The sequence below is a fragment of the Pseudomonas sp. R4-15 genome, assembly GCF_055768815.1.
Genome location: NZ_CM147293.1, coordinates 2258906 through 2281924, shown reverse-complemented (window position 1 = coordinate 2281924; position 23019 = coordinate 2258906). Strand labels below are relative to the sequence as shown.

23 protein-coding genes are annotated in these 23019 nt (G+C 66.3%); 9 read left to right on the top strand and 14 right to left on the bottom strand.

What is annotated here, in order from left to right:
* Positions 1-17: 17 nt before the first annotated feature.
* The gene (locus ACYRGX_RS10870; RefSeq protein ID WP_473056572.1) at positions 18-1217 is read left to right on the top strand and encodes an osmoprotectant NAGGN system M42 family peptidase; all 1200 of its coding nucleotides are present in this window, start codon (positions 18-20) and stop codon (positions 1215-1217) included.
* A 74-nt stretch (positions 1218-1291) separates the two neighbouring features.
* Here the strand turns inward: ACYRGX_RS10870 and ACYRGX_RS10865 are convergent, their stop codons facing one another.
* From ACYRGX_RS10865 to ACYRGX_RS10830, 8 genes are all read right to left on the bottom strand, one after another.
* Positions 1292-1657, bottom strand: coding sequence for a RidA family protein (locus tag ACYRGX_RS10865; RefSeq protein WP_473056571.1), 366 nt, complete (start codon positions 1655-1657; stop codon positions 1292-1294).
* Positions 1658-1727: 70 nt separating this feature from the next.
* Complete coding sequence (locus tag ACYRGX_RS10860; protein WP_473056570.1) at positions 1728-3140, bottom strand: FAD-dependent oxidoreductase; 1413 nt, start codon at positions 3138-3140, stop codon at positions 1728-1730.
* Positions 3137-3448: a (2Fe-2S)-binding protein gene (locus ACYRGX_RS10855; RefSeq protein ID WP_473056569.1), complete on the bottom strand. Its 312-nt coding sequence runs from the start codon at positions 3446-3448 to the stop codon at positions 3137-3139. Before ACYRGX_RS10855 ends, ACYRGX_RS10860 begins: the two co-directional genes overlap by 4 nt.
* Complete coding sequence (locus ACYRGX_RS10850) at positions 3441-4547, bottom strand: NAD(P)/FAD-dependent oxidoreductase (protein WP_473056568.1); 1107 nt, start codon at positions 4545-4547, stop codon at positions 3441-3443. The genes ACYRGX_RS10855 and ACYRGX_RS10850 overlap by 8 nt, the downstream gene beginning before the upstream one ends.
* Positions 4544-5341: an ABC transporter permease gene (locus ACYRGX_RS10845; RefSeq protein ID WP_473056567.1), complete on the bottom strand. Its 798-nt coding sequence runs from the start codon at positions 5339-5341 to the stop codon at positions 4544-4546. The genes ACYRGX_RS10850 and ACYRGX_RS10845 overlap by 4 nt, the downstream gene beginning before the upstream one ends.
* A complete protein-coding gene (locus ACYRGX_RS10840; protein ID WP_473056566.1) occupies positions 5338-6198 on the bottom strand; it encodes an ABC transporter permease in 861 nt (286 codons plus the stop codon). Before ACYRGX_RS10840 ends, ACYRGX_RS10845 begins: the two co-directional genes overlap by 4 nt.
* Positions 6195-7241 carry an ABC transporter ATP-binding protein gene (locus tag ACYRGX_RS10835; protein WP_473056565.1) on the bottom strand — a complete coding sequence of 349 codons (1047 nt, stop codon included), beginning with the start codon at positions 7239-7241 and terminating at the stop codon, positions 6195-6197. The genes ACYRGX_RS10840 and ACYRGX_RS10835 overlap by 4 nt, the downstream gene beginning before the upstream one ends.
* Before the next feature lie 50 nt (positions 7242-7291).
* Positions 7292-8323, bottom strand: a complete 1032-nt coding sequence (locus ACYRGX_RS10830; RefSeq protein ID WP_473056564.1) for an ABC transporter substrate-binding protein — start codon at positions 8321-8323, stop codon at positions 7292-7294.
* A 267-nt stretch (positions 8324-8590) separates the two neighbouring features.
* Here ACYRGX_RS10830 and ACYRGX_RS10825 point away from each other — a divergent pair, with 267 nt between their 5' ends.
* Positions 8591-9487, top strand: a complete 897-nt coding sequence (locus ACYRGX_RS10825; RefSeq protein ID WP_473056563.1) for a LysR family transcriptional regulator — start codon at positions 8591-8593, stop codon at positions 9485-9487.
* Between the two features lie 70 nt (positions 9488-9557).
* Here ACYRGX_RS10825 and ACYRGX_RS10820 read toward each other — a convergent pair whose 3' ends face one another.
* The gene (locus ACYRGX_RS10820; protein WP_473056562.1) at positions 9558-10184 is read right to left on the bottom strand and encodes a cysteine hydrolase family protein; all 627 of its coding nucleotides are present in this window, start codon (positions 10182-10184) and stop codon (positions 9558-9560) included.
* Positions 10185-10300: 116 nt separating this feature from the next.
* Here ACYRGX_RS10820 and ACYRGX_RS10815 point away from each other — a divergent pair, with 116 nt between their 5' ends.
* On the top strand, positions 10301-11260 hold the full coding sequence (locus tag ACYRGX_RS10815) for a helix-turn-helix domain-containing protein (protein WP_473056561.1): 960 nt from the start codon (positions 10301-10303) through the stop codon (positions 11258-11260).
* A 106-nt stretch (positions 11261-11366) separates the two neighbouring features.
* Here ACYRGX_RS10815 and ACYRGX_RS10810 read toward each other — a convergent pair whose 3' ends face one another.
* The 5 genes from ACYRGX_RS10810 to fadD1 form a co-directional block, all read right to left on the bottom strand.
* Complete coding sequence (locus ACYRGX_RS10810) at positions 11367-12026, bottom strand: glycosyltransferase family 2 protein (RefSeq protein ID WP_473056560.1); 660 nt, start codon at positions 12024-12026, stop codon at positions 11367-11369.
* On the bottom strand, positions 12023-12622 hold the full coding sequence (locus ACYRGX_RS10805; RefSeq protein WP_473056559.1) for an SAM-dependent methyltransferase: 600 nt from the start codon (positions 12620-12622) through the stop codon (positions 12023-12025). Before ACYRGX_RS10805 ends, ACYRGX_RS10810 begins: the two co-directional genes overlap by 4 nt.
* The gene (locus tag ACYRGX_RS10800) at positions 12619-13377 is read right to left on the bottom strand and encodes a PIG-L deacetylase family protein (protein WP_473056558.1); all 759 of its coding nucleotides are present in this window, start codon (positions 13375-13377) and stop codon (positions 12619-12621) included. The genes ACYRGX_RS10805 and ACYRGX_RS10800 overlap by 4 nt, the downstream gene beginning before the upstream one ends.
* Entirely contained in the window at positions 13365-14372 is a 1008-nt protein-coding gene (locus tag ACYRGX_RS10795; RefSeq protein WP_473056557.1) for an acyl-CoA dehydrogenase, read from the bottom strand. Before ACYRGX_RS10795 ends, ACYRGX_RS10800 begins: the two co-directional genes overlap by 13 nt.
* Before the next feature lie 114 nt (positions 14373-14486).
* Positions 14487-16175 carry a long-chain-fatty-acid--CoA ligase FadD1 gene (fadD1, locus tag ACYRGX_RS10790; protein ID WP_473056556.1) on the bottom strand — a complete coding sequence of 563 codons (1689 nt, stop codon included), beginning with the start codon at positions 16173-16175 and terminating at the stop codon, positions 14487-14489.
* Positions 16176-16436: 261 nt separating this feature from the next.
* On the opposite strand from fadD1, the gene ACYRGX_RS10785 reads away from it, so the two are divergent.
* The 6 genes from ACYRGX_RS10785 to ACYRGX_RS10760 all read left to right on the top strand — a co-directional run bounded on the left by ACYRGX_RS10785 (position 16437) and on the right by ACYRGX_RS10760 (position 23017).
* Positions 16437-17384 (top strand): lysophospholipase, encoded by a 948-nt coding sequence (locus ACYRGX_RS10785; RefSeq protein ID WP_473056555.1) that lies wholly within the window; start codon positions 16437-16439, stop codon positions 17382-17384.
* The gene (locus ACYRGX_RS10780; RefSeq protein ID WP_473056554.1) at positions 17381-17851 is read left to right on the top strand and encodes a MaoC family dehydratase; all 471 of its coding nucleotides are present in this window, start codon (positions 17381-17383) and stop codon (positions 17849-17851) included. Before ACYRGX_RS10785 ends, ACYRGX_RS10780 begins: the two co-directional genes overlap by 4 nt.
* A 216-nt stretch (positions 17852-18067) precedes the next feature.
* Entirely contained in the window at positions 18068-19333 is a 1266-nt protein-coding gene (gene codB, locus ACYRGX_RS10775; RefSeq protein ID WP_473056553.1) for a cytosine permease, read from the top strand.
* Positions 19334-19347: 14 nt separating this feature from the next.
* Positions 19348-20388, top strand: a complete 1041-nt coding sequence (locus ACYRGX_RS10770; protein ID WP_473056552.1) for an isopenicillin N synthase family dioxygenase — start codon at positions 19348-19350, stop codon at positions 20386-20388.
* Between the two features lie 17 nt (positions 20389-20405).
* A complete protein-coding gene (locus ACYRGX_RS10765; RefSeq protein ID WP_473056551.1) occupies positions 20406-21509 on the top strand; it encodes a BMP family ABC transporter substrate-binding protein in 1104 nt (367 codons plus the stop codon).
* Complete coding sequence (locus ACYRGX_RS10760) at positions 21509-23017, top strand: ABC transporter ATP-binding protein (protein ID WP_473056671.1); 1509 nt, start codon at positions 21509-21511, stop codon at positions 23015-23017. The genes ACYRGX_RS10765 and ACYRGX_RS10760 overlap by 1 nt, the downstream gene beginning before the upstream one ends.
* Positions 23018-23019 lie beyond the last annotated feature (2 nt).

The window sequence follows — 23019 nt, the reverse complement described above, 5'->3', positions numbered from 1 at the left end:
GTCGTACAGGAGATGCCATGAGCAGCCGACTTCCCGAACCCGACCTGGACTACCTGCGTCGGGTCTTGCTGGAGATGCTGGCCATCCCCAGCCCCACCGGCTTCACCGATACCCTGGTGCGCTACGTCGCCGAGCGCCTGGAAGAACTGGGAATCCCCTTCGAACTGACCCGCCGCGGCACCATCCGCGCCACGCTCAAGGGGCGCCGCTACAGCCCGGACCGGGCGATCTCCGCGCACCTGGACACCATTGGCGCCATCGTCCGCGAAGTCCATGACAACGGCCGTCTGGCCCTGGCGCCGGTGGGTTGCTGGTCGAGCCGCTTCGCCGAAGGCAGCCGCGTCAGCGTGTTCACCGACCTGGGCGTGCTGCGCGGCAGCGTGCTGCCCCTGATGGCATCCGGACATGCCTTCAACACCGCCGTCGACCAGATGCCGGTGAGTTGGGACCACGTCGAACTGCGCCTGGATGCGGTCACCGAGAACCGCGCGCAAACCGAGGCGCTGGGGGTTGGCGTAGGCGATTTCGTGGCCTTCGACCCGCTCCCCGAATTCACCGACAGCGGCCACATCAGCGCCCGCCATCTGGACGACAAGGCCGGCGTCGCCGCCCTGCTCGCGGGACTCAAGGCGGTGGTCGACAGTGGTCGCGAACCGCCGATCGACGTGCACCCGCTGTTCACCATCACCGAAGAAGTCGGCTCCGGGGCCGCCGCCGCACTGCCCTGGGACGTGTCCGAATTCGTCGGTATCGACATCGCTCCGGTGGCGCCGGGGCAGCAGTCCAACGAACAGAAAGTCACCGTCGCCATGCAGGACTCCGGTGGTCCCTACGACTATCACCTGTCACGCCACCTGTTGCGCCTGGGCGAGGAACACGACATCCCGCTACGCCGTGACCTGTTCCGCTACTACCACAGCGACGCCCAATCCGCAGTGACCGCCGGCCACGACATCCGCACCGCACTAATCGCCTTCGGTTGCGACGCCACCCATGGCTACGAACGCACCCACATCGACAGCCTGGCCGCCCTCGCCCGCCTGATCAGCGCCTACGTCCTGAGCCCGCCGGTATTCTCCAGCGACGCGCAGAACGGCAAACAGTCCCTGGAGCGCTTCGATCACCAGCTGGAACACGATGCGCAGATGGAGAGCGACACCCGCGTACCGGCGGTGGACTCGCTGGTGGGGCGCCATCGGGACAAGCACGAGGAGTGACACACGAGGTGCCGGTCAGGCACCGCACCGAAGGATGCGGCCCATGCAGGTGCATGGGCTATCTCTGGACTCAATCAGTCGCAGACTGCGGCGACCACGCTCATTTCAACGCGCAGATCGGGGCTGGCCATCAGCGCCTGTACGGTAGCCCGGGCCGGGGTGTGTTCGGCATCGATCCAGTTTTCCCACACGGCATTCATGCCGGCGAAGTCATCCATGGTCTTGAGATAGATGGTGGTGGAGAGGATACGCGTCTTGTCGCTGCCCGCTTCGGCCAACAGTCCGTCGATCTTGGCCAACACCGCCTGGGTCTGCGCCGCGATATCTGCCTTGGCGGCATCACCCCCGGAGGCGGTCTGGCCGCACAGGTAGACCACGCCGGAGTGGATCACGATCTTGCTCATGCGCGGACCGGACTGGATTCGTTGGATCGAGCTCATGCGTACTCCTGAAAAAAGAACGCCACCACTCAGGTGGCGAGAGAGGGATTCGGATTTGCGGCAACAGACCCTAGGGTCTGCGCGACGATTCCGCCGGCTCGGTTTCCGCAAGCATCGCCAGCGAGCCCAGAGGCACGGGTTTGAGCGGTGAGCGAATGTGATAGGCCCCAACTTGCTCCGGTGTCGCACCCGTGCTGCTGGCCAACAGTTGCGTCACCGTCAGCCCGCACATGCGCCCCTGGCAGGGCCCCATGCCGCAGCGACTGAAGAACTTGGTCTGGTTCGGCCCCTGGCAACCCAGGCGCGCCATGTCGCGGATCTGCCCGGCGGTGACTTCCTCGCAGCGGCATACCACCGTCTCGTCGGCGGGCTCGGCCAGCCACTGCGGCGGGCGGTACAGCGCATCCAGGAACGGACGGATACGCAGGTGCCGCGCCCATTGCGCACGCAGCGGCGCGGCCTTCGCTTCGGCAGCGCTGTGCTCGAGTTTACCGAGTGCCAATGCTGCGCCGATGGCGGCCAGCGCACCCGCGGGCTCGGCAGCCAGGGCACCGCCGATCGCGGCACCGTCGCCGGCGATACGCAGGCCTGCGAGCGACGTCTGGCCCCACGCATCCAGGTGTGGACGCCAGGCCAATTGCTCGGCGTCCCAGTCGTGCTCGACGCGCATCAGGCGGCTGAGCTGAGTGTTCGGCACTACACCGTGGTGCAACAGCACGGTATCGGCCGCATAGCGCTGCTCGCGGCCATTGGCACGGAACACCAGGGCCTCGGCTTTCTCCTCGCCTTCGATGCGCAACTCGCTCGCGGCACTGAACACCGGCACGCCGGCCTTGCGCAGCTTCCACAGCATGCCCAGGCCCTTGCTCAGGTAGGCCGGTGCGCCAAGGGCCGCCGGCAGGTAACGCATGGCGCGCCCCAGGTTGCTGCGCGGCGCAGTCTGCACGATGGCGCGCACCTCGGCACCCGCATCGAGCAACTGGCAGGCGACCAGCAGCAACAGCGGACCGGCGCCGGCCAGCACCACAGGGCCTGCCGGCACACTGGCACCCGTTTTCAGAGCGATCTGCGCAGCACCTGCGCTCATCACGCCAGGCAGCGTCCAGCCGGGAATCGGCGAAGGACGCTCCATCGCACCGCTGGCGGCGATCAGTTGCGGCGCACGCACCTGGAACGACTGGCCGTTCTGCTGCACGGTCAGCGTCAGGTCACGCGCCACGTCCCACACCAGCGCGCCGTAGCGCACATCGCTCAGTACCTGTTCGGCACGCACGGCCAGACCTTCGCCATGGCGGTAGTCCTTGCCGAGCACTTCGGCCACCGCGGGGGCCACCCCTCGGATGTTGCGATAGATCTGCCCGCCGGGACCGGCCTGCTCGTCGAGCAACAGGGTCCGCAGACCCAGGGCCTGCGCGGTGGTCGCCGCCGACAGCCCCGCAGGCCCGGCGCCGATCACGATCACGTCATGGGTGAAGTCGCTCATGCGTGGGCCTCCGCCTGGCGTGCGCCGTGCATCCGCCGAACCTGCATACCCTCGCGCACCTGCAGCATGCAGGCCTGCTCGTTCGGCTGGCCATCGACCTCGACCAGGCACTCGAAGCACGCGCCCATCAGGCAGAACGGCATGCGCGGCGCGCCGGACACCGGGGTGTGGCGCAGCGGCTCGATGCCCTGGTTGAGCAACGCGGTCGCGAGGGTTTCCCCGGCGCGCGCGGTCAACGGCTGGCCGTCGACCCAGATCTGCACCTGGGCCGGTTGTTGCGCTTGAGGAAGCGCGATCGGCTTAAACATGGAAGCGCTCCGCCTTGAACGTCTTGATCGAAGCCGGCTCCTCGCCGCCCCGCAGCCAGCGCACCAGCGCTGTGGCGTGGGCCGAAGCCAGGGTAATGCCGCTGTGGCAGGTCACCAGGAACGCCCCGGGGCATTGGCTGGATTCCTGGTAGATCGGCAGGCCATCGGGCGTCATCACCCGCAGCGCGCCCCAGGTGCGCACGATGTTGGCGTTCTCCAGCAGCGGGAAGATCCTCTGCGCACGGGCAGCGATGCGTGCCAGTTGCTCGAGGGTGGTGCCATCATCGAGACCGACGTCTTCCTTGGAGTCGCCAATCTGCACCACGCCTTCGCCGGTCTGGCGCACGACGCCGGTGGGATAGTTGAGGAACGGCTGCATCCGCTCGGTGACGAGAATCTGCCCGCGGTTCGGCTCGACGGGCGCATCGATGCCCACCATCGGCCCCAACTGGCGGTTGCCCAGGCCGGCGGCGAGCACCACGCGCCCGGCCACGTGCTCGACACCCGAGGACCAGACATGGAAGCCATCGCTACGTTTTTCGATGCGCTCGACGCGCACTCGGTTGACCAGCTCGCCACCCAGCGCAGTGACCGCCTGGAACAGCGCGCGCAACAGGCGCAACGGGCTGACATGCCCGTCCAGCTTGCCGAAGCTGGCACCCGCCACGTTCGGGCCGATATGTGGCGACAGCTCACGCAGCGCCGCGTTGTCGAGCATCTGGTAGGGATAGGGTTCGCCCAGCATCCGCTGCAGCGAGGCCAGGCTCGCCTCGCGCTTCTCCAGTTCCTGATCGCTCAGGCAGAAGTGCAGCCCACCGTTCTGCTGCAGCTCCAGGGCGACACCGGTACGCTCGTTCAATTCCTCGGCAAATGCCTGCCAGCCCTTGGCCGAGCTCATGGTCCAACGCGAATAGTCGGGCGTGGACAGGCCCTTGCCCTGCACCCACACCAGGCCGAAGTTGCCACGCGCGGCACGGAAGGCGTCGTCGCCCTCATCCAGCACCCGCACGCGCTCACCGGCACGCGCCAGGCCGTAGGCGATGGACATGCCCACCACGCCGCCGCCAATCACCAGGGTATCGATGCTCGTGCGGCTCATGAGGTTTTCCCCGCGAGGACCCGATCCAGACCGTAGAAACGGTCGAGCAGGATCATCAGCGCCAGGGTCAACACGATCAGCACCGTCGACACGGAGGCCAGCAGCGGATCGATGCTGTTGGCGATGTAGTTGTACATCTTCACCGGCAAGGTCTCGGTACTGGCAGAGGCCACGAATACGGACATGGTCAGCTCGTCAAAACTGTTGATGAAAGCGATCAGCCAGCCACCCGCCACACCGGGCACGATGAGCGGCAATTCGATGCGCCAGAACACCGTCCAGGCTGAGGCGCCCAGTGATTGCGCGGCCTGCGCGGTGGTGCGGTCGAACCCCGTAGCGGCGGCGACTACCAGGCGCAGTACATAGGGCAGCACCACCACGGTGTGTGCGGCCGTCAGTCCCCAGAAGGTGCTGGAGCCACCGATCAGCGTGAGGAAGCGCAGCAAGGCGATACCCAACACCACATGCGGCACCATCAGCGGCGACATCAGCGCGCCCAGCACCACCTCGCGACCGGGGAAGCGGTGCCAGGCGATGGCCATGCCCGCCGGCACCGCCAGCAGCGTGGCCAGGGTCGCGGCCAGCGCGCCCAGCCCGAGGCTGCGGTAGAACGGCGTGGTGAAGCTGTCGTCGCTGAGCATCGCTGTGTACCAGCGCCAGGAGGCGCCGTCGAACGGCATGGAGATGTAGCCCTTGTCGGTGAACGACACCAGCACCACCACCACCAGCGGCGCGAGCATGAAGGCGATGAACAGGCCGTGGAAAACCAGCAGCACGCGAGGAGTTCTGTTCATTGGAATACCTGCTTGTAGCGACGCTCGATCAGGCGGTTGAGGCCCATCGACAGCGCCATCACCAACACCAGCAGCACCACCGCCAGGGTCGCGCCGAGCGGCCAGTTGAGGTTGGCGAGGAATTCGTCATAGATCGTCGTGGGCACCACCTTCAGGCGCCGCCCGCCGATGATCGCCGGGGTGGCGAAGGCGCTGGTGGCCAGGGCGAAGACGATCAGACTGCCGGACAGCACCCCGGGGATGACCTGGGGAAAGACGATACGCCGCAACACGGTGAACAACCCCGCGCCGAGGGATTCGGCGGCCTGCTCGGTGGCCGGGTCGAGCTTCTGCATCGACGCCCACACCGCCAGCACCATGAACGGCACCAGCACATGCACCATGGCCACCACCACCCCGCCGAAGGTGAACATCATCTTGATCGGCGTGTCGATCAGCCCCCAGGCCAGCAGCACCTTGTTGATCACCCCGGCGTTGCCGAGCAGGATCGCCCAGCCCAGGGTGCGCACCACCACCGACACCAGCAGTGGTCCCAGCACGATGACGATGGAAACCGCCCGCCAGCGCGGCGAAAGCCGGCTCAGCACGTAGGCTTCCGGTACACCGATGAGGATGCACAGTGCGGTCACCATCAGCCCCATGCCGAAGGTGCGGGCGAAGATGCCGTAGTAGTAGCTGTCACTGAGTACACTGGCGTAGTTGCCCAGGCTCGCCTGGTCGCCCACGGCGCCGCCGGGGAGGTAGCTGTAGAAGCTCAGCGACAGCAGGATCAGCAACGGGCAGGCGACGAAGGCCAGCACCATCAGCATGCCGGGGCTGGCCAGCCAGTACGGCAGCGCAGCGCTCGGGCGACTCATGCCGGGCTCCCGGAACGCGGCGCCAGACGCGCATGTTCGGCGAGCCAGCTCAGGCCCACTTCATCGCCCTCGGCGACCTGCGGCAGACCGTCGTTGGGTTGCGTCACCTGCAGTGCGCCCAGTGACGTCTCCACCTGGTACAACCAATGGTTGCCGAGGAACACCCGGGCGCCGACGCGGCCACGCAGCAGCACATTCTGCTCGGTGAACTGGATCTTCTCAGGACGCACGATGTAGGCCAGCTCGCCAACGCCCTCATCGTTGGAGGGCAGGCGATGGCCCTGCACCTCGAACTCGCCGCCCGCGTGCGCGCGGCTTCCGTCGAACACGTTGGCCTTGCCCAGGAAGGTCGAGGCGAAGCGGCCGTTGGGCCGCTCGTACATATCCAGCGGCCGATCGACCTGCTCGATACCACCCTTGTTCATCAGCACCACGCGATCGGACAGAGTCATTGCCTCGGCCTGATCGTGGGTGACCATGATGGTGGTCACACCGACGCGATGCTGCAGGGCACGCAGCTCGATCTGCATCTCCTCGCGCAGCTTGGCATCCAGCGCACCCATCGGCTCGTCCAGCAACAATACCGGCGGCTGGATGGCCAGCGCACGCGCCAGCGCCACACGCTGGCGCTGGCCGCCGGACAGCTCGCGCGGGTAACGCTCGGCCATCGGTTCCAGGTGCACCAGTTGCAGGGTCTCCTTGACCCGCTGACGGCGCTCGGCGGCGCGCAGCCCCTGCATTTCCAGGCCGAAGGCGACGTTGTCGGCAACGCTCATGTGCGGGAACAGCGCGTAGCTCTGGAATACGATGCCCAGGCCGCGCTGGCTGGGCTTGACCTGGGTGATATCGCGCCCGTCGAGGACGATCCGCCCTCGGGACGGTTGGACGAACCCGGCCACCATTTGCAAAGTGGTGGTCTTGCCGCAGCCGGACGGGCCGAGCAAGCTGACGAATTCGCCCTTTTCGATGTGCAGGGTGGTATCGGCCACGGCGACGAAATCGCCGTAGTGCTTGGAGATACCCTCTAACGTCAAGAAGCTCATGGTTCTTGCCTCATCACAGCCACCTTCTGGTCATTGCGCGATACAGTGGCTCACTGCTCGACGGAGCGGTTCCAGCGGGTGGTCCACTCGCTGCGCTTGGCGTTGATCACGTCGTAGTTCGGAGAGACCAGGGCGTTGACCTTTTCCGGTCCGTACACCACGCGGGCAGCGACTTCAGGCGTCAGCTCGGTTTTCTCGTTGACCGGCCCCCAGCCGTTGACGTCGGCGAGAATGGCCTGGGATTCGGGAGAGGTCACATGGCGCAGGAACTGCTGGGCCAGCTCCGGCTGCGGCGCGCCTTCGACGGCGCAACCCGCGCTGAGCAACGCCACCGCACCTTCCTTCGGATAGACGAACTCCAGCGGCGCACCCTGAGCGATCGCGGTCTGCACGCGGCCATTGCCCCATACGGCCAGCACCGACTCGCCGGTCTGCAGCATCTGCGCCATCTTGCCCGGCGACGGCTCCCAAGCCAGTACGTTCGGAGCGACCTTATCGATCATCGCCGAGAAGCCGGGCTCCATGTTGTTTTCACCGCCGCCGTTGATCTTGGCCATCATCAACAGGGTCAACAGCCCGTAGCCATTGGCGATGGGCGGAATGACCACGGTCTGTTCGTACTTCGGGTTTTCCAGATCGTGCCAGGAGGTCGGCGCGGGCCAGCCTTTCTTGGCGAAAAACGCTTTGTTGTAGGTCAGGCCCACAGCGATGAAACCGATACCCAGCGACTTGCCCCCCGGCATCCGTGCACTCGGATAGAGGTCATCCAACGCGGGGTTGGCCTCGACCTTGGCGCACAAGCCCTGGTCGATGGCCTGGAACATGGGACCGTCATCGATCAACGCGACGGAGAGTTCCTGGTTGCCCTTCTGCGCCTGCAGCTTGGCCAGCGTGTCGGTCGAGTTGCCCGCTACGTAAACCACCTTCGCGCCGGTTTTCGCTTCGAATGACGGAATGATCTTGTCTTTGAAGATGTTCTCCGTCGAGCCTCCATAGCCACCGACATAGAGCGTTTCTTCGGCATGGGCGTTGACTGACACGGCAAAAGCCAAGGTGCTCATCACGGCAAGCGTCTTATACATGGGTGGCTCCTACAGGGTTGGCACGAACGAATGATTATTAGAGTTGGGCCGCCAGCACGGCAGGCTTGCGGCCATCTTAGGCAGCGAAAAGAAGTGCTGAATAGGTAAATTTCGCCCCCTACTAATGCATGAATGTTATGTTTCGTTCACGAACGCTCTAGCAAGCCGCTTCGGTTTGTCGGCGCAGTGAGCGGATGGATCGACCCGTACCTTGAGCCGGCGGCACCACACGTTGCCTCGTTTCCAGCCCAGCATGAGCGCCTACCCATGAAGCCCGCCGTCAACCTGCGTCAGATCGAAGCGTTCTATTCAGTGATGCGCTCCGGCACCGTGGTCGGTGCGGCGCAAATGATGAGCGTGACGCAGCCAGCGATCAGCCGAGCCATCGCCCTGCTAGAGCTCAAGATCGGCTACAAGCTGTTCGAGCGGCGTGGTCGCAAGCTGGTAGCGACGCCCGAAGGGGAAGCGTTCTTCCGGGAAATCGAGCCCATCTACGGGAGCCTCGACCGCATCGCCCAGGCCGCACAAGACATCGGTCAGCAGCGGGCGGGGCAACTGCGCATCGCGACCCTTCCGGCGCTGTCTCTGGGCGTCGTACCGCGCGCCGTAGCGCAGTTCCTGGCGACCCGACCGAAAGTGACGGTGTACATCCAGACGCTGCCGACCCGGCAGATCGCCGATCAGATTGCCACGCGCCAGTTCGACGTCGCGGTGGTCGAACTACCCTTGTCGAAGTCCTCGATTTCCATCGAGCCGCTGGAGCCGGTGCCAATTTGCACGGTAATCCCACGCAGTCACCCATTGGCGCAGAAAAAACGCATTTCGCTGAAAGAGCTCGATGGCGAACGCATGATCCTGCTCTCGCAACACAGCTACATTCGCTACCAGATTGAGGACGCGTTCTCCAAACTGCACATATCGCCCAATGTGATCCTGGAAACCCCCAACTCGCTGGTGGCCTGCGGGCTGGTGGAGGCCGGTGCGGGCATCAGCCTGATCTCCCAACTGGCCGCCGCGCCGTTCCAGGGAGCCGATCTGGCAGTGGTACCGATCCAGGAGTCGCTGCTGTCGCGCTGCGCGGTGATATTCCCCTACCCCGGCGAGCGACTGAAACTGGCGGAGGCCTTCGCCGCGCAACTACGCGAAACCATGCTTGAGCATTGATCGGCGGGTCTTGGATAGCAGCGCCTTGCCGTTGCGACAAGGCGCCTGGGGACGGCAAGCGCCCGCTAGATCAGCGTTTGCCGATCGCCCGCTGATTGGATAGGTAGATATTGTCCCCCGCCAGTGGCTCGCCACGCTCGATCGCCGTCAGCCACTGCGCCGTGGATGCCACGGCGGCGAAACTGCTGTGCATGACCACCGTCATCACCCGGTGGATCTCCTCGGCGCTGGCGCTGCCTAGGGCATTCTCGTAGGGCACGGAACCACTGGCATCGTGCAACAGCTCGACGCGCCAGCCCTCGTGATGGGCCTGCAGCACGGTGGACACGTCGCAGTTGTGCGTCATGTAGCCGACCACGCTGAGCGTGTCGACCTGCCGCTCACGCAGCCAGGCGCCCAGTTCCGTGCCGGCCAGTGCGCTCGCCAGGTTTTTGCCCACGTGCAGGTCTCGTGCTCGACGAGCGACTTCCGGATGCAGCTCGGCCATCGCTCCGCCCCGGGCGAACAGCGGCGAATCGGCTGCGGCGAAATGCTGGATGACGACGACCGGAATCGCCTGGGCGTGGGCGGCATCCATGGCGCGCAGGATGTTTGGCAGGGACTCGCTGACCGGCGGATATTCGATCCGCAGGTTGCCGTTGATGTATTCGTTCTGCACGTCGATGACGATCAGGGCGCGACGGGGGGATTGGCTCATCGGGATGACCTCGCTGTAGGGGGTGAGGTGATTTTCCATGACCTGGCCGACGAGAAGTGAGCGGCCCGAATGACATATGACGATAGAATCGGGCCAAATTCTGACGAGCGCTCTTCATGCCCACCCGCCGCATCGCCGTGGTCGCCTTCGACCAGATCAGTCCGTTCCATCTCTCCGTGCCCTGCCTGGTCTTCGGCGATCTCGCCCCGACTGAACACGCGTACGAGGTGTGCGTCTGCGCGGCGGATTCCGCTCCGCTAAGGACCACGGCGGGTTTTGAAATTGCCGTGAACGCGGGTCTGGAAGCGCTGGAACACGCGGACAGCGTGATCGTGCCGAGTTGGCGCGACACCCTGGAACGCCCGCCCCAGGCACTGCTCGATGCGCTGGTGGCGGCCCACGCCCGCGGCGCACGCGTGATCGGCCTGTGCCTGGGCGCCTACGTGCTGGCTGAGGCCGGTCTGCTCGACGGCCGCCAGGCCACCACCCACTGGGCCTGGGTCGACGACTTCAGCCGCCGTTATCCTGCGGTGAAGGTCAACGCCGACGCGCTCTATCTGGATGATGGAAGGCTGCTCACCTCGGCCGGAACCGCCGCCGCACTGGACTGCTGCCTGCATCTGCTGCGCCAGGACTGGGGCGCCGAGGTAGCCAATCGGGTCGCCCGGAGGCTGGTGGTGGCGCCCCATCGCCAGGGGGGCCAGGCACAGTTCATCGAACAACCGCTGCCGGCCAACCCCGGTGGAGATCGCCTGGCCGAATTGCTCGATTGGGTCAGGGCCAACCTGCAGCGCCCCCACGATCTGGACGGGCTGGCGGAAAAAGCCCTGATGAGCCGCCGCACCTTCACCCGCCGCTTCCGCCAGCTCACCGGCACCACGGTCAGCCACTGGCTCCTAACGCAGCGCCTGGCCCTGAGCCAGCGCCTGCTGGAGACCACGCGACAGCCCGTGGAAACGGTCGCCGACCTGTCCGGCTTCGGCTCGGTCGTCTCCCTGCGCCAGCACTTCGCCAAGGCTTTGGGCGTTTCACCGAGCGCCTACCGGCAGACGTTTCGGGGGATGGAGGCCGACTAATGCCGTTGTCTATCGTCGGTAGCGACGGGAAAATGGCTCGCTCGCACCTAACGAGCCGGGCTACGACGGACAGGCTTCGCTTCGGCCACCCTTCGGGGTTCGCCCCTTATGCCGTGAGCCCCGCCAACCCCCGCAAGAAATCCCCGAAGCCGCCCCGCGCGCGACACTCCAGGCGGGCACTGGTACACACGCGAACCTCCCGGCTCCATACGATGCGAGCGCTCTGGGCCTGCAGACGTTGCACCAGTTGCACGTCCTCGTCGCAGGCCAACGGCGGGAAGCCGCCCGCAGCGAGGTAGGCCGGGACGGCAACGCCGAGATTGGCGCCGTGTATGTGGGCGTGGCCTTCGCGGTCCTGGTAGAGACTGCAGTAACGGCTGCGTACCGCGCTGCCGTGCTCGCTCCAGTCCTCGACCTCGACCACCCCGCAGACCGCATCGCTGCCGTAGGCCAATTGCCGCGACAGCCAGTCGCCGGCCACCCGGGTATCGGCGTCGGTACTCGCCAGCCAGCGGGCGCCCTGGGCGATCAGCCAGTCGGCCCCCAGGGCGCGGGCAATGCCGACGTTGCGTGCATCGCTCTCCAGGATCGTCACCGGGTAGGTTTCCGCCACGCGGCGGCTGGCGTCCTCGCAGGCGTCCAGAACCACCGCCACGCTGACCGCCTCGCCCCGTAATCCGGCATGCCTGGAAGCCTCGAACACCGAAGCCAGACAGGCCGACAGCAACGCCTCTTCGTTATGCGCCGGAATCACCACGCCGATCATAGGAGGCCCTCGCGCTGGGCCACCGACTCACCGCCCGCGCCCCAGACTTCCAGCAGGAAATCATCCTCGCGATGGCTGGACAGGCGCGGAAGCTCCAGATGCGCATCGAGCAGACGATGCACCGCGTCACCGTCGAGCATGCAACCGTCGATGGGATGGCGCCAGTGACAGGCAAGCAGGACGCCACCCTCCTCCAGCGACTCGCGCATGCGCGCCACCAAGCGTGCAAGGCCGTCCCCGTCGAGGTAGTACCCCCATTCGCTGAACACCAAGAGGTCGAAGCGGGATTCGGGCCATTGCTCAGGCAGCACCCGCTGCTCCACCTGGACACGGGAATTCCCGGAGAAACGCTGGCGCGCCTGAGCGACGGCGGCAGCGCAGCCGTCACTGATCAACAGCCGATCGCATCGCTCGGCCAACCCCGCGCTCAATTCGCCAATGGCGCAGCCGGGCTCGAAAGCGCGGGCATAGCGCGGATGCGGCAGGGCGGCCAGGGTCAGTGCGCGCTTGCGGGCCTCGTACCAACGGCGACGGTAGTCCCAAGGGTCTTCGGCAGCGGCGTAGAGGGTGTCGAAATAGCTCATCGGCAGGCTCATACCAGGTAAAGCTCCCAGGGTTGCAGGACACGTTCGAGGGCCTGGGCGGGCAGGATTGGCGCCGCGCCAGTGGAGGGATCGGTTTGCAACTGGCTGTGGAAACACTGCAGCGCTGCACGCTTGGCGGCGAGCGTCTGCGCGTCCAAGTCCAGGCGACGGACGCGGGTCCACGGGACCCGCGTATCCGCCGGGGAGGCCCAGTGCCAGGTCCAAACCGGCACGCCATGGAAACGAGCGCCGCTACCTTCGCAGGCGCGACGGCAGGCGCGGCCCGCGGCTTCGTGATCGGGGTGGCCGTCGCATTCCCAGGTGCAGAACACCCAGTCCCCCGGCCGCAACAGCGCCCCCAGGGCACCGGCGACGGACTCCTCGGCATCGCTCAAGCCGCCATCGGCAAAGCCCAGGCGGTTCACTTGCGCGTAGCTCACCTCGAGCCGCGCCGCAGCGGCCAGGCTTTCCAGAGGGCGCGTCTGCAACAACCGAGCGACCGGCCACTGGCTGGAATCAGGATGACTGCCATCGCCATCGGTCAACGCCACCAGCGATACCGGCACCGCACGCTGCGCCAGCCGGCGCATCAACCCGCCACAGCCGATGATTTCGTCGTCCGGGTGCGGTGCCACGACGACCACCCGCACGCCAGGCGGCAAGGCATCCAGCGAAAAGGTGGGCAGTTGCGCAAGCCCTGGCCAACCCCGCCATGCCTCCACTGAGGTGCCCTCCCCGTGGATGACCCGGTCGCCTACAGATGCCATTCCGCGTCCTCCCCCAGCAGGGTCTCCCCCAGGTGCTGCAGATCGCGCTCGGCATGGCTCTGCCGCAGGAATACCGGCAGGTCGGCGGCCAGGCGAGCGAATCGCGCATCCCGGCAGAATGGCGCCGCGCCCAGCGCGCGACCGACATGACGCTGTACGGTATCGACGCTCGACTCGACCAGCGCCCGACTGCGCAGGGCGAGCAGGCGCGCATCAGCCTGCGGGTGGGCGTCGATCCAGGCCGCAGCCTCGCGCAACTGCGCGGCGGCGGCGGCCAATGCGGCATCCACGCGGCCCAGGTGAGCCAGCGCGTGGGACTCGCTGCGCGAATGGCAGTGCGCACGCAGCGCCTCGGCCAGGGCAACGGCGGCGCCGTACCAGGCAGCGGCGATGCCGATGGCGCCCTGCCAGAAGCCCGGGCGATCGAGATAAGCGCCGGCCTCACCGACGCTGTGGGCCCTGGCGCCATCGAACAGCACTTCGACACTGGCACTGGCGGCCATACCGACCGCACACCAACCCTGTCCCGTGACCTCGACGCCAGGCTGATCCAAGTACACCGCCACCATGCGGGCCGCGCCCTGCTCGTCCCAACCGCTAACCAGCGCGCCGTCCAGCAGCGCTGCGCCCGAGCACCAGGCCTTGCGGCCGAACAGGCGCCATTCCGAGCCCTCGCGGCGCAGCTCCAGGCGGGCCTGCGGCGGTTCCGCAGCCCACACGCCCCAGCACCCCGGCCCCAGCGGCTCGCCGGTCAACTCCTGGTTGATGGCCTGGGCATCCGCGTGCGCCTCGAACAGCTTCAGCAGACTGAGATCGTGTCCGGCCACCGTTGCCAGAGAGCGCCAGCGTCCGAGGGTATCGCCGCCTCCCGGTAATGGCAGTTCCGCCAGCGACTCTTCGACCAATAGCCGAAGGCGCTGCGCGAGTTCATCAGGGGATGCAGGCCAGGACCAGGCCTGCAAGGTCTGTTGCAAGGAAAGAGGATCAGCGGACACCGGAAATCTCCACAAGACGGGCTATGCCGCCGACTCAGAAAAGTCGACTCGTCCCCATCACGGGAGTTTCAACAGGCGGAGCAACGGCGCCCCAGGAGCGGGGCGCCGGGAGGGTTACTTCTTGCCGAGCTTCTTCAGCTCTTCGTCACGCAGTTCGCGACGCAGGATCTTGCCGACGTTGGTGGTCGGCAGGCTGTCGCGGAACTCGACGGACTTGGGCCGCTTGTAGCCGGTGACGTTGTCGTGCATGTGCTGCATCACCTGCTCCTTGGTGACGCTGGCGCCGGGCTTGACCACCACGAAGAGCTTGATCGCCTCACCGGACTTCTCGTCCGGTACACCGATGGCGGCGCACTGCAGCACTCCGGGCAGGGTCGCCAGGACGTCTTCCAGCTCGTTGGGGTACACGTTGAAGCCGGAGACCAGGATCATGTCCTTCTTACGGTCGACGATGCGCAGGTAGCCATCTTCCTGGATCAGCGCAATGTCACCGGTTTTCAGCCAGCCCTCGTCGTCGAGGATCTCGGCGGTGGCGTCGGCGCGCTCCCAGTAGCCCTTCATCACCTGCGGGCCTTTGACGCACAGCTCGCCAATCTCACCCAGGGCCAGCTCGCGGCCCTCTTCGTCGATGATCTTGCACAGGGTCGAGGGCACCGGGATGCCGATGGTGCCGACCTGGATGTTCTCGATCGGGTTGACCGTCGCCACCGGCGAGGTCTCGGTCATGCCGTAGCCTTCGCAGATGCCGCAGCCGGTGACTTCCTTCCAGCGTTCGGCGGCGGCCAGTTGCAGCGCCATGCCTCCCGAGAACGTGGCCTTGAGCGCGGAAAAGTCCAGCTTGCGGAACTCGTCGTTGTTGCACAGGGCGACGAACAGCGTGTTGAGACCGACGAAGGCGCTGAAGCGATACTTGCCCAGGTCCTTGATCATCGACGGCAGGTCGCGCGGGTTGGTGATCAGCACGTTATGGCCACCCACCAGCATCATCACCATGCAATGAAAGGTGAAGGCGTAGATGTGGTACAGCGGCAGCGGGGCGATCACGGTTTCCCGACCCGGATCGAACTTCACGCCCATCAGCGCCTTGCACTGCAACATGTTGGCGATGATATTGCGGTGGGTAAGCATCGCACCCTTGGCCACCCCCGTGGTGCCGCCGGTGTACTGCAACACCGCGACATCGCCACCCTGTGGCTGGCTCTCGCGCAGGGCGCGGCTCTTGCCTTTGGCCAAGGCGTCATTGAAGCGCACCGCCTGCGGGAGTTTGTAGGGCGGTACCATCTTCTTCACGTGGCGTACCACGGCATTGACCAGCAGGCGCTTGAAGGTCGGCAGCATGTCGCCGACTTCGGTGACGATGACTTCGCGTACGCCGGTACGCGGCAACACCTGTTCGGCCAGGTGCGCCATGTTCGCCAGGCATACCAGCGCCTTGGCGCCGGAATCCTTGAACTGGTGTTCGAGCTCGCGTGCGGTGTACAGCGGGTTGGTGTTCACCACGATCAGCCCGGCGCGCATGGCACCGAACACGGCCACAGGGTACTGCAGCACGTTGGGCATCTGCACCGCGATGCGGTCGCCCGGCTGCAGGTCCGTGTGGTTTTGCAGGTAGGCAGCGAAATACCCGGACAGCTCATAGAGCTCGCCGTAGGTGATGGTCTTGCCGAGGTTGCTGAAGGCTGGTCGGTCGGCGAAGCGCTGGCAGGATTCTTTCAATACTGCTTGGATGCTCGGGTACAGATCGGCATCGATTTCGGCGGGCACGTCCGCCGGGTACTTACCCGTCCAGAAGTTATCGTTCATGGAAAACCCACTCCTAAGCGACAGCTGTCGGGCCGCGACATGGCGGCTAGTTGTTGTATGCAACAGACCCTGTCTGGCACGGACTGTTGGGCCCTTTGGAGGGCAATCGAACGCGTCGAGATTAGCAGCTTTGCCAGTACAGCGACAGAGCCGAAACTGCCTCACCAGTCGTAAAAATGACCAACGAACAGGAAGCGGTCACAAGACCCTGCCACTGCCACCCTGGGCTAGAATGCGCGCATCCACCCCGGGGAGCGCCCGATGCGTCATGCCAGCAACTGGTTCACCAGTCCCGACTCCACACCCCTGCACCTCAACCAGTGGCTGCCCGACGGACCGCCGCGCGCGCTGCTGCTGATCGTGCATGGCATGGCCGAGCACAGTGGCCGCTACGCGCGCTTCGCCGAGGCGGCCACGCAACGCGAGATCGGCGTCTACGCGCCAGACCTGCGCGGCCACGGCCAAAGCGCCCAGCACGGCATTCGCGGCCAATTCGCCGAGCACGATGGTTGGCGGCGGGTGCAGGACGACCTGGATGGGTTGCTCGCCCATCTGCAGCGCCAGCACCCGGAGACGCCGGTGATCGTCCTTGGCCACAGCCTCGGCAGCTACATCGTCAGCGCCTGGCTGATGCGTCGCCCGGCGCTGGCCGGCGCCATTCTTTCCGGCTCCAACTACCAGCCGACCGGGTTGTACCGAGCCGCCGAATGGGTCGCGCGGTTCGAGAGCTGGCGCCAGGGTCCGACGGGGCGCAGCGCGTTGATCGAGTGGCTGTCCTTCGGCAGCTTCAACAAGGACTTCCGCCCCAACCGCACGCGCTTCGACTGGCTCAGCCGGGACGACGCCGAGGTGGATGCCTATATCGCCGACCCGTTGTGCGGCTTTCGCTGCACCAACGGCCTGTGGCTGGACCTGATGCGCGGGCTGCAGCAGATCACCCCGGTCGCGCAGTTGCGGCAAATCGACCCCTGCCTGCCGCTGTTGGTGATCGGCGGAGAGCGTGACCCGGTGAGCGCTGGCCGGCGTCTTCAGGATCTGGCCACCGCGCTGCGCCGCGCTGGCGGCCGCGACGTCCAGCTAATCGTCTATCCCGGTGCGCGCCACGAACTGCTCAACGAGCTGCATCGCGACGAGGTCACCCAGGACATCCTCGACTGGCTGCAGGCACGCCTGTCGGCCAGCCCCTCGCAAGACAAGGAGACCGCATGACCCAGGTCAGCAGCATTGCCTACGAACAGTTGCAGGTAGGCCAGCAGGCCCATTACGAAAAGACCGTGGAGACGCGCGACGTTCAGCTGTTCGCCGCACTTTCCGGCGACCGCAACCCGGTGCACCTGGATGCCGAGTACGCCGCCACTACCCAGTTCAAGGCATGCATCGCCCACGGCATGCTCACCGGCGCGCTGATCAGCGCCGCCATCGCCTGCCACCTGCCGGGACCGGGCAGCATCTACCTGGGGCAGAGCCTGAAATTCACCCGCCCGGTGAAGCTCGGCGACCAGTTGCGCGTGGAGCTCGAGGTGCTGGAGAAACTGCCGAAGAACCGCGTACGAATCGCCACCCGCGTCTACAACCAGGCCAACAAGCTGGTGGTCGACGGCGAAGCCGAAGTCATGGCGCCGAGCGAGGCGCAAACCCTGACGCTGCCGGAGCTGCCGCCGATCCAGGTCGGCTGATCGGCACGAAACTGGTGCGGGCACCCTATCCTCGCACCAGTTTCATTCACTTCTCACAAAGCCTTCCCGCATAATCTCCGCCCGACGCCCCTTTAATTGTGCAAACTGCACAACACCCCCTGACACCGCTCACCAAAGTGTCCGGACACCGTCCGCTGGCACGCCTGCTGCTATGCGCAGAACCTCAATCCAAACCGGCACGGGGAGCCTTCCGACATGAGCCAACAACCCGATAGCGACTTTCCCCTGAGCGAGGTGCCTGCCGGCGCGCGCAAGGGGCTATTGTCCACTTCGATCCTGCTGTTCGGCTTTACCTTCTTCACCGCCACCATGTTCGCCGGCGGCAAGATCGGCATGGCCTTCGACTTCAAGACGCTGCTCTGGGCGGCGATCCTCGGCAACCTGCTGCTGGGCCTCTACGCCGCGGCACTCGGCCTGATCGCCTGCCGCAGCGGGCTGAACTCGGTGCTGATGGGGCGCTTCTGCTTCGGCGAGGTGGGCAGCAAGCTCTCCGACGTGCTGCTGGGCTTCACCCAGATCGGCTGGTACGCCTGGGGCACCGCGACCATGGCCCTGGTGCTGGTCAAGCTGCTCGGCCTGAGCGAATCGCTGACCCTGCCACTGATGGTGTTGTTCGGCTTCGGTTTCTGCCTCACCGCGTTCGTCGGCTACCGCGGCCTGGACCTGCTCTCCCGCGTGGCCGTGCCGGCGATGTGCCTGCTGCTGATCGCCTCGCTGTGGATCGCCACCCGTGACGTCGGCGGCCTGGACGCGCTGTTCGCCGTCGAGCCCAAGGAGAGCATGGGCCTGAACATGGCCATCACCATGATCTTCGGCACCTTCGTCAGTGGCGCCACCCAGGCCACCAACTGGACGCGCTTCGCCAAGAGCGGCAAGGTCGCTGTGCTCTCCAGCCTGTTCGGCTTCTTCCTCGGCAACGGTTTGATGATCATCACCGGCGCCTACGGCGCGATCGTCTACCAGCAACCCGACGTGGTCGAGGTGCTGGTGCTGCAAGGCCTGTCGATGGCCGCGGTGGTGATGCTCTTCCTCAACCTGTGGACCACCCAGGACAACACCATCTACAACTTCGCCGCCGCCGGCTGCAACCTGCTGCGCACCGACAAGCGCAAGACCGTCACCCTGGTCGGCGCCGCCATCGGCACGGTTCTGGCCATCGGCGGCATGTACGACGCACTGATCCCCTTCCTGATCCTGCTGGGCTCGATCATCCCGCCGATCGGCGGCGTGATCATCGCCGACTTCGTGTGGGGCCACCGCGGCCGCTACCCGAAACTGGCCCAGACGCAGTTGCCCAAGTTCAACGCCGTAGGGCTGGGCGCCTACTTCATCGGTGCCGTGTGCGCCTACAACTCGCCCTGGGTCGCCCCCATCGTCGGCATCCTCGTTGCCGCCGCGGCCTACGTGGTGCTGCACAGCCTGCTGCGCGTTTCCCGTGGCGCGACGGCGCCCCAGGCCTGAGGCGGGAGAAGACGATGCAAGACACCATCAAGACCGGCAATGGCCCGCGCAACTTCAAGCCCAGCGGCTTGCAGGCGCGTCAGGCGCCCTTCGACGAGATTCCGCTGATCGACTTCTCGGCGATGTACGGCGACGACGCCGAGGCGCGGCGCCAGGTCGGCGAGGCGGTACGCAAGGCCTGTACCGAAGTGGGCTTTTTCTACGCCAAAGGGCATGCCGTGCCGCAGGCGACGATCGATGCCACTTTCGCGGCGGCCAAGCGCTTTTTCGATCTGCCGCTGGAACGCAAGAAGGCGGTGGACATCGCCAAATCCCCGAACATGCGCGGCTACACGCCGATGCTGGGTGAGAACACCCACGAGGACAACGCCGGCGACCTGCACGAGGGCTTCGACCTGGCGCTGGAGCTCGGCGTGGACGACCCGGACGTGCGCGCCGGCGTGTTCGGCTACGGCCCCAACCAGTGGCCGCAGGACCTGCCCGGCTTCCAGGACGCGCTGCTGGCCTACCAGCAGGCCCTGCTCGACTTCGGCCGGCACATCTTCCGCGCCTTCGCATTGGCTCTGGAGCTGCGCGAGGACTTCTTCGAGGATTACCTGCACAAACCCATGGCGCACATGCGGGTGCTCGCCTATCCCAGCCAGGAAGGCGTGATCGACGAAGCGCAGATCGGCATCGGCCCGCACTCGGACTACGAGTGCTTCACCATGCTCTGCACCGACGACGTCGCCGCGCTACAGGTGCTCAACAGTGCCGGAGAATGGATCCAGGCGCCGCCGCTGCCCGGCTGCTTCATCGTCAACGTCGGCGACCTGATGGCGCGCTGGACCAATGACTACTTCGCCTCGACGCTGCACCGCGCGATCAACACCTCCGGGCGTCAGCGCTATTCCATCCCGTTCTTCTTCGGGCCGGATTCGCGCAGCCTGATAGAGGTCCTGCCCAGTTGCCAGAACCCCGCCTGGCCGCCTCGCTATCCCGCCATCGAAGCCGGCGAATACATCCGCTCGCGTTTCGACCACACCTACGTCCATCGCCAGCAAGAAGCCGGCTGAGTCTTCCAGGAATCGCCATGATCTCGTCAACCTTGCGTCGCCTGAGTCTTCCCCTCGCCACCCTCGGCGGCCTCGCCCTGCTGATGCAGGCGAGCGTCGCCGCAGCCTTCGAGCTGCAGGGCTCGCCGAAAATCGCCTTCATCTACGCCGCCAGTGCCCGTGACGGCGGCTGGAACGAATCCATCGACAACGCCCGCCAGATCGTCGCCGACGAACTGGGCTATCCGGTGGTCAGCGCGGAAAGCATCCCCGAGGAAGCCAGCGCGCTGAAGAACGCCATCGACCTCTACGTGCAGCGCGGCGTCAACATCATCGTCACCACCTCCTACGGCTACTCCGACGGGGTATTGGAGGCCGCGAAGAAATACCCCAACGTCGCCTTCCTGGCCGCCTCCGGCACCACCAACGCGGCCAACCTGGAGAGCTTCTACGCGCGCACCTACCAAGCCTGGTACCTGGCCGGCATCGCCGCCGGCTCGGTGGCGCCGCACAAGGTGGTGGGCATCCTCGGCGGCTTCCCGGTCTCCGTGGTGAACTGGGACATCAACGGCTTCGCCCTTGGCGCGCAGAGCGTCGACCCGTCGATCAAGACCATCGCGCTGTACACCAACTCCTGGTGGGACCCGGCCAAGGAAGGTCAGGCGGCGAAATCGATCCTCGAACAGAACGCCGACGTGATCGCCAACAACCTGTCCTCCGCCGCGCCCTTCAGCGCCGCGGAAAAGGCCGGCAAGGCCTCGGTGGGCTTTCAGCTGGACATGAGCAAGCTGGCGCCCAACGGCCACCTCACCTCCGTCGTATTCCACTGGGACAAGTACCTCGTACCGACCATCCGCAGCATCGTCGACGGCTCCTGGAAACCCTCGGAATATGGCGCCTTCCCCGGCCTCGCCGAAGGTGTGGTGGATATCACGCCGCTCTCCGACAAGGTGCCTGAAGCCGCCCGCGAGCAGATTGCCAAGGCCCGCCAGGCGATGATCGATGGCCAGTTCTCGCCCTTCACCGGGCCGCTCGCCGATCAGGACGGCGAGCCGCTGCTGGCCGCTGGCGCGCAACTGGACGACAGCGCCCTGTGGAACATGGAATACCTGGTGCAAGGGGTAACGGGGAACGCCAAGTGATGCGCCCCCCTCTGCTCGAACTGGACGGCATCGCCAAGCGCTTCGGCGACCGCCTGGTGCTCGAAGGTGCCGGCCTGCAGGTTGCCGAGGGGGAAATTCACGCACTGCTGGGCGAGAACGGCGCCGGAAAGTCCACCCTGATGAACATCCTCACCGGCGTCTACAGCGCCGATGCCGGCACCCTGCGTTTCGCCGGCGAGACGCGGCGGATTCGTGCCCCGGCCGATGCCAGCGCGCTGGGCATCGGCATGGTGCACCAGCACTTTCGCCTGGTGGAGCGCTTCAGCGTGGCGGAGAACCTGCTGCTCGCCGCCGACAAGCGAACGGGGCTGCGCCACCTCGCCCAGGCGACCGAGGCGTTGCAACGCGCCGCGTCCAGCATCGGTCTGACGCTCGACCCGCTGGCGCGCATCAGCGACCTGTCGGTCGCTGAACGCCAACGTGCGGAGATCTGCAAGGTGCTGGCACTGGGCACCCGCCTGCTGGTGCTCGACGAACCCACCGCGGTGCTCACCGACCGCGAGGCCGAGGCGATGCTGGCGGCGATCCGGCGCATGGCCGACAACGGCCTGAGCGTCATCCTGATCACCCACAAGCTGCGTGAAGTCATCGGCCACAGCCATCGGGTGACGGTGATGCGCCAGGGCCGCACGGTCGCCCGCGACCTACCGACCACGGACCTCACCCAGGACGCCATCGCCCGCCTGATGGTCGGCGAGCAGCCGGTAGCCAGCCAGCGCCAGACCTCCCACCTGCGCCCCCAGGGCAGCGACCTGCTGGTGGTCAGCGGCCTGTGCGTGGACCGTCCGGATGGCGGCATCGGCATCGACCAGCTCAGCCTGCGAGTCCGCGCCGGGGAAGTCCTCGGCATCGCCGGCGTGGGCGGCAACGGCCAGCAGCAACTCGCCGACGGCCTGCTCGGCCTGGCGCCGATCCGTGCCGGCAGCCTGGCCATCGATGGCGCGGAGGCGGCGCACCTGAGCATCGCCCAACGCCGTGACCTGGGCTTGCGCATCATCCCCGCCGACCGCATGGCCAGCGGCCTGATCGGCACCCTGTCGGTCGCCGACAACCTCGCCATGAGCCGCGTGCGCCAGGGCGCCTATCGACGCCTGTGGCTGAACCGCACGCGCATGCGCAGCGAGGCGCAAGCCGCCATCGCCCGCCACGAGATCGCCGGCGCCAGCCCGAACCTGCGCACCAGCCTGCTCTCCGGCGGCAATGCGCAGAAGGTCCTGCTGGCCCGCGAACTGGACACGGGTGTGCGCCTGCTGGTCGCCCACTCGCCGACCCGTGGCCTCGACGTGCGCGCCTGCGCCATGGTGCATCAGGCGATACGCGAGGCGACCGCGCAGGGCGCCGCCTGCCTGCTGATCAGCGAGGACCTCGAAGAAATCCTCGCCCTGGCCGACCGCATCGCGGTGATGAGCGCCGGACGCATCGTCGGCGAATGCGCCGGCGACGCCTCGGCCCAGCACGTCGGTGCGCTGATGCTCGGCCACGCCTGACA

What these genes read in the sequence shown, in the direction of transcription:
- ACYRGX_RS10870 (WP_473056572.1), top strand. Translation starts at nt 18, where the DNA reads ATGAGCAGCCGACTTCCCGAACCCGACCTGGACTACCTGCGTCGGGTC.
- ACYRGX_RS10865 (WP_473056571.1), bottom strand. Translation starts at nt 1,657, where the DNA reads ATGAGCTCGATCCAACGAATCCAGTCCGGTCCGCGCATGAGCAAGATC.
- ACYRGX_RS10860 (WP_473056570.1), bottom strand. Translation starts at nt 3,140, where the DNA reads ATGAGCGACTTCACCCATGACGTGATCGTGATCGGCGCCGGGCCTGCG.
- ACYRGX_RS10855 (WP_473056569.1), bottom strand. Translation starts at nt 3,448, where the DNA reads ATGTTTAAGCCGATCGCGCTTCCTCAAGCGCAACAACCGGCCCAGGTG.
- ACYRGX_RS10850 (WP_473056568.1), bottom strand. Translation starts at nt 4,547, where the DNA reads ATGAGCCGCACGAGCATCGATACCCTGGTGATTGGCGGCGGCGTGGTG.
- ACYRGX_RS10845 (WP_473056567.1), bottom strand. Translation starts at nt 5,341, where the DNA reads ATGAACAGAACTCCTCGCGTGCTGCTGGTTTTCCACGGCCTGTTCATC.
- ACYRGX_RS10840 (WP_473056566.1), bottom strand. Translation starts at nt 6,198, where the DNA reads ATGAGTCGCCCGAGCGCTGCGCTGCCGTACTGGCTGGCCAGCCCCGGC.
- ACYRGX_RS10835 (WP_473056565.1), bottom strand. Translation starts at nt 7,241, where the DNA reads ATGAGCTTCTTGACGTTAGAGGGTATCTCCAAGCACTACGGCGATTTC.
- ACYRGX_RS10830 (WP_473056564.1), bottom strand. Translation starts at nt 8,323, where the DNA reads ATGTATAAGACGCTTGCCGTGATGAGCACCTTGGCTTTTGCCGTGTCA.
- ACYRGX_RS10825 (WP_473056563.1), top strand. Translation starts at nt 8,591, where the DNA reads ATGAAGCCCGCCGTCAACCTGCGTCAGATCGAAGCGTTCTATTCAGTG.
- ACYRGX_RS10820 (WP_473056562.1), bottom strand. Translation starts at nt 10,184, where the DNA reads ATGAGCCAATCCCCCCGTCGCGCCCTGATCGTCATCGACGTGCAGAAC.
- ACYRGX_RS10815 (WP_473056561.1), top strand. Translation starts at nt 10,301, where the DNA reads ATGCCCACCCGCCGCATCGCCGTGGTCGCCTTCGACCAGATCAGTCCG.
- ACYRGX_RS10810 (WP_473056560.1), bottom strand. Translation starts at nt 12,026, where the DNA reads ATGATCGGCGTGGTGATTCCGGCGCATAACGAAGAGGCGTTGCTGTCG.
- ACYRGX_RS10805 (WP_473056559.1), bottom strand. Translation starts at nt 12,622, where the DNA reads ATGAGCCTGCCGATGAGCTATTTCGACACCCTCTACGCCGCTGCCGAA.
- ACYRGX_RS10800 (WP_473056558.1), bottom strand. Translation starts at nt 13,377, where the DNA reads ATGGCATCTGTAGGCGACCGGGTCATCCACGGGGAGGGCACCTCAGTG.
- fadD1 (WP_473056556.1), bottom strand. Translation starts at nt 16,175, where the DNA reads ATGAACGATAACTTCTGGACGGGTAAGTACCCGGCGGACGTGCCCGCC.
- ACYRGX_RS10785 (WP_473056555.1), top strand. Translation starts at nt 16,437, where the DNA reads ATGCGTCATGCCAGCAACTGGTTCACCAGTCCCGACTCCACACCCCTG.
- ACYRGX_RS10780 (WP_473056554.1), top strand. Translation starts at nt 17,381, where the DNA reads ATGACCCAGGTCAGCAGCATTGCCTACGAACAGTTGCAGGTAGGCCAG.
- codB (WP_473056553.1), top strand. Translation starts at nt 18,068, where the DNA reads ATGAGCCAACAACCCGATAGCGACTTTCCCCTGAGCGAGGTGCCTGCC.
- ACYRGX_RS10770 (WP_473056552.1), top strand. Translation starts at nt 19,348, where the DNA reads ATGCAAGACACCATCAAGACCGGCAATGGCCCGCGCAACTTCAAGCCC.
- ACYRGX_RS10765 (WP_473056551.1), top strand. Translation starts at nt 20,406, where the DNA reads ATGATCTCGTCAACCTTGCGTCGCCTGAGTCTTCCCCTCGCCACCCTC.
- ACYRGX_RS10760 (WP_473056671.1), top strand. Translation starts at nt 21,509, where the DNA reads ATGCGCCCCCCTCTGCTCGAACTGGACGGCATCGCCAAGCGCTTCGGC.